General features: G+C 68.9%; 4 protein-coding genes. 1 reads left to right on the top strand and 3 read right to left on the bottom strand.

From position 1 onward, the window contains the following. Window positions 1-152: 152 nt before the first annotated feature. The 3 genes from LJ221_RS14605 to LJ221_RS14595 form a co-directional block, all read right to left on the bottom strand. Window positions 153-926 (bottom strand): amino acid ABC transporter ATP-binding protein, encoded by a 774-nt coding sequence (locus LJ221_RS14605; protein WP_302852005.1) that lies wholly within the window; start codon window positions 924-926, stop codon window positions 153-155. Continuing rightward, window positions 923-1,891: an amino acid ABC transporter permease gene (locus LJ221_RS14600; RefSeq protein WP_374228456.1), complete on the bottom strand. Its 969-nt coding sequence runs from the start codon at window positions 1,889-1,891 to the stop codon at window positions 923-925. Before LJ221_RS14600 ends, LJ221_RS14605 begins: the two co-directional genes overlap by 4 nt. Window positions 1,892-1,968: 77 nt before the next feature. Beyond that, on the bottom strand, window positions 1,969-2,949 hold the full coding sequence (locus LJ221_RS14595) for an ABC transporter substrate-binding protein (protein WP_241717103.1): 981 nt from the start codon (window positions 2,947-2,949) through the stop codon (window positions 1,969-1,971). Window positions 2,950-3,493: 544 nt separating this feature from the next. Here LJ221_RS14595 and LJ221_RS14590 point away from each other — a divergent pair. Next, the gene (locus LJ221_RS14590; RefSeq protein ID WP_241717102.1) at window positions 3,494-4,699 is read left to right on the top strand and encodes an NADP-dependent malic enzyme; all 1,206 of its coding nucleotides are present in this window, start codon (window positions 3,494-3,496) and stop codon (window positions 4,697-4,699) included. Window positions 4,700-4,755 lie beyond the last annotated feature (56 nt).

Raw genomic sequence — 4,755 nt, 5'->3', positions numbered from 1 at the left:
CGGGGCGGTAAACCGCAAAACGGTGCGCATGCGGCCCTCTCGCGAGGTATAGGGCCGAACGGGGGCCACGCGAATCTGACCGAAAAACACTGCTCCACCACCGGGCCCCGGGTCCGGGGCCCGCACCGCCCTTCAGAGCGGCGTACCGCCGCTCAGAGGACCTTCGACAGGAACGCCTTGGTCCGCTCGTGCTGCGGATCGGTCAGCACATCGCGCGGATGGCCCGACTCGACGACCACGCCGTCGTCCATGAAGACCAGCGAGTCGCCGACCTCCCGGGCGAAGCCCATCTCGTGGGTGACGACGATCATCGTCATGCCGTCCTCGGCCAGCCCGCGCATGACGTCCAGGACCTCGCCGACCAGCTCCGGGTCGAGCGCCGAGGTGGGCTCGTCGAAGAGCATCAGCTTGGGCTCCATCGCCAGCGCACGGGCGATGGCCACGCGCTGCTGCTGGCCACCGGAGAGCTGGGAGGGGTAGTTGTCCGTACGGTTGCCCAGTCCGACCCGCTCCAGCAGCTTCAGGGCCCGTTCCCGGGCCGCCGCCCTCGACTCGCCCTTGACCTGGACGGGCGCCTCCATGACGTTCTCCACCGCGGTCATGTGCGGGAAGAGGTTGAAGCGCTGGAAGACCATGCCGATGTCACGGCGCTGGGCGGCGACCTCGCGCTCCTTGAGCTCGTAGAGCCTGTCGCCCTTCTGCCGGTAGCCGACCAGGTGGCCGTCGACCGACAGCCGCCCGGCGCTGATCTTCTCCAGGTGGTTGATGCAGCGCAGGAAGGTGGACTTGCCGGATCCGGACGGGCCGACCAGGCAGAACACCTCACCCGCGGCGACCTCCAGGTCGATGCCCTTGAGGATGTGGGCGTGGCCGAAGGACTTGTGGACGCCCTCCGCCTTCACCATCGGGACAGCGGGGGTGGTCATACCGTCTTCCCTCCCACCCGGCTCGGCGTGCGGAACGAGGTGAGGCTCCCACGCACCCGCTGCCACGGCGTGGGCGGCAGGTTGCGGGAGGAGCCGCGCTGGAAGTAGCGCTCCAGGTAGTACTGGCCGACGCTGAGGACCGTGGTGAGGATCAGGTACCAGATGGTCGCCACCAGCAGCAGCTCCATCACCTCCAGGTTGCGCGAGGAGATCCTGGTGGCGGAGAACAACAGCTCGCTGTACTGGATGGCGTAGGCCAGTGACGAGGTCTTGAGCATGTTGATGAACTCGTTGCCTGTCGGCGGGATGATGACCCGCATGGCCTGCGGCAGCACGATGCGCCGCATGGTGCGCGAGCCGGTCATGCCGAGTGCGTGGGCCGCCTCGGTCTGGCCCTCGTCCACCGACTGGATGCCCGCGCGGCTGATCTCGGCCATGTAGGCGGCCTCGTTCAGCCCCAGGCCCAGCAGCGCGGCGAGGAACGGCGTCATCACGTCGTTCATCTCGTCGCGGTAGAAGCCCAGGTCCAGGATCGGGAAGATCAGCGCAAGGTTGTACCAGATCAGCAACTGCACCAGGACGGGGGTGCCGCGGAAGACCCAGATGTAGCCCCAGGCCACCGAGGACATCACGGGGTTCTTCGACAGTCGCATCACCGCGAGGATCGTTCCGAGCACCACGCCCATGAGCATGGCGAGCAGGGTGATCCACAGAGTGTTGGCCGCACCGGTGAGGATCGTCTCGTGGTTGAGGTAGCGCCCCACCGTCGGCCAGGTGATGTCGGCGCCCACGAAGGCCGCCACCACCAGGCCGAACAGAACGAGCACGATCGCTGCGCTTATCCAGCGGCCGTAGTGGCGCACCGGAATGGCCTTGACGGCCTCGGGCGGGACCGGGGAGCTCTTGGCCACCGGCACCGCCCCGCCCACTCCGGTTCCGCCGCCCTCGGGGTCGGGGGCCGGCACCGGAGCGGATGGTGCCTTGTCTTCAGGTTCGGACACGGAGAGTTACCTTTGCTGTGGAACTACGGGGCCCGTGCGGCTCACTCGCCGCCGTTGACGGTGGCCTCCTCGACGCCGGCGCCGGCGACCTCCCACTTCTCCAGCACCTTCTGGTACTCGCCGTTGTCGATGATGGCGTCCAGGGCCGCCTTGATGGCGTCGCGCAGCTGGGTGTTCTCCTTGCTGACGGCGATGCCGTAGGGGGCGGCGTCGATCTGGTCGCCGACGACCTCGAAGTCCTCGCCGCCGCCGGAGGTCTTGGCGTTGTACGCGGCGACCGGGTAGTCGTTGATGTCGGCGACCGCACGGCCCTGCTTGACCTGGAGAAGCGCCTCGGTGTCCTTGTCGAAGGCGAGGATCTTGATCGGCTTGTCGCACTTCTCGCTCTGGGTCTCGGCGAGCGCCTCGTTCGCCGTACCGCGCTGGAGCGCCACGGTCTCGCCGCAGAGGTCGTCCAGGGACTTGATGCCCTCCGGGTTGCCCTTCTTGACCAGGATGGTGGAACCGGCGCGGAAGTAGTCGACGAAGTCGACGCCCTCGCCGACCTTCTCGCCCTTGTCGTCCAGGCCTTCCTGTCGCTGCTTGGTGTCGGTCATCGCCGACATGATGATGTCGTGGCGACCGGAGTTCAGGCCGGTGATCAGCCCGTCGAAGGTGCCGTTGCCGAACTCGAACTCGACGCCGAGCTGCTCGCCCAGTGCCTCGCCCAGGTCGGGATCGATACCGGCGATCTCGTCGTTCTCGTCGTAGAATTCGACCGGCGCGTAGGCGATGTCCGAGCCGACCTTGATGACGCCGGCGGACTGGATGTCCTTGGGAAGCCTGTCGAACAGCGGAGCCTCGGAGCTCTTCGACTCGGTGTCTCCGCCGCTCTCGCCGCCCTCGTCGGTCTGGTCCCCGCACGCGGTCAGCAGCAGGGAGCCGGTGAGCGCGACGGCCGCGGCGGCGACCAGGCGCCGGCGCGCGGACGGCCTGCGGGGGCCATCCACCGAGGACAGGGGGCGGTTGGTGCGTGCGGTCATGGAGAGTCCTCCTGCGGGGTGGTGTGAGGTGTCCAGTGGTCGGCCGGGCACGCCCGGGCGTGCGGCGACACTGTGTGATGGGGGCATCCTGCCATCCGGACACCCGAGGCCAGGATGGCAGCCATGTCAAAATCGGATAACGGGCGACCGGGAACGACCGGCGCCTGACGAGACGTACGCCATCACCTGCTCGAATGAGCAGAGGCGCGCACACCGGAGGGAGAGCTTCGTCACTTCCCTCCCGTGTTGTTAAGCGGCTTTCCACCCTCCCTACAGGTTCTTTGCCCAGGATTCCCATGTCCGGCGCGTTCCCCGGACAGCCGGTGAGACGTAAGACATTCGTGCGGGGTGGCGCTCATCCGGTAGAAAGAGCAGTTACACCCCTCACCCGGGGACCAGGGCGTGAGTGCGACGCGCCCGGCGTCCGTTACCCCCCTCGACGGCGGCTCCATCCGCCGGAGAGGCCGCGGACGTGGTGCCCGCCCCGCGCCTCGACCAGGCAGCGGCCGCCCTCGATCAGGAATTTCAGCAAAGGGGTCAAACAGTGGCAGCGGAGACCGTCAACTCCAACGGCGAGCTGGACGGCGGCGCCGAGTCGGCCATCGATCCGGCGTTCGCCCTGCACCGCGGCGGCAAGATGTCGGTCCGGGCGACCGTGCCGGTGCGGGACGCGGACGATCTTTCCCTGGCCTACACGCCGGGTGTGGCCAAGGTGTGCAGCGCCATCGCCGAGCAGCCGGAGCTGGTTCACGACTACACCTGGAAGTCGCAGGTCGTCGCGGTCGTCACGGACGGCACCGCGGTGCTGGGTCTGGGCGACATCGGCCCACGGGCGTCGCTGCCGGTGATGGAGGGCAAGGCGATCCTCTTCAAGCAGTTCGGCGGTGTGGACGCGGTCCCGATCGCACTGGACTGTACCGACGTGGACCAGATCGTGGAGACCGTCGTCCGGCTCGCACCCTCCTTCGGTGGCGTCAACCTGGAGGACATCTCCGCTCCGCGCTGCTTCGAGATCGAGCGCAGGCTCCAGGAGAGCCTGGACATCCCAGTCTTCCACGACGACCAGCACGGCACGGCGGTCGTCACGCTCGCCGCGCTGCGCAACGCCGCCCGGCTGCGCGGCATCGCGCTCGGCGAGCTGCGCGCCGTGATCTCCGGGGCCGGCGCGGCTGGGGTGGCCATCGCCCGGATCCTGGTGGAGGCCGGCATCGGCGACGTGGCGGTCTGCGACCGCAAGGGCATCGTCTCGGCCGACCGCACCGACCTCACCGACGTCAAACGGGAGCTGGCGGGCTTCACCAACAAGTCCGGACTGAGCGGATCGCTGGAGTCCGCGATGGACGGCGCGGACGTCTTCATCGGCGTCAGCGGCGGCGCGGTCCCCGAGGAGGCCGTCGCGAGGATGGCGAAGGACGCCTTCGTCTTCGCCATGGCCAACCCCACTCCGGAGATCCACCCGGATGTCGCCCGCAAGTACGCCTCGGTCGTCGCCACCGGCCGCAGCGACTACCCGAACCAGATCAACAACGTCCTCGCCTTCCCCGGCATCTTCGCCGGCGCCCTCCAGGTGCGCGCCTCCAGGATCACCGAGGGCATGAAACTGGCCGCCGCCGAGGCGCTGGCAGCGGTGGTCGCCGACGATCTGAGCGCCGACCGCGTGATCCCCTCCCCGTTCGACGAGCGGGTCGCCCCGGCGGTGACCTCCGCCGTCGCGGCGGCCGCCCGCGCGGAGGGCGTGGCGCGGCGCTGAGCGCCGGGCGGAACGACGCGCGGGGGCGGTACGGGCCGGGGAGCCCCGGCCCGTAC

The organism is Streptomyces sp. CNQ085 (assembly GCF_022614595.1).
Lineage (GTDB): Bacteria > Actinomycetota > Actinomycetes > Streptomycetales > Streptomycetaceae > Streptomyces.
This window is presented reverse-complemented; position numbering and strand designations above follow the sequence as displayed.

Coding starts and splice junctions, on each gene's coding strand:
- LJ221_RS14595 (WP_241717103.1), bottom strand. CDS start 2,949: ATGACCGCACGCACCAACCGCCCCCTGTCCTCGGTGGATGGCCCCCGC.
- LJ221_RS14605 (WP_302852005.1), bottom strand. CDS start 926: ATGACCACCCCCGCTGTCCCGATGGTGAAGGCGGAGGGCGTCCACAAG.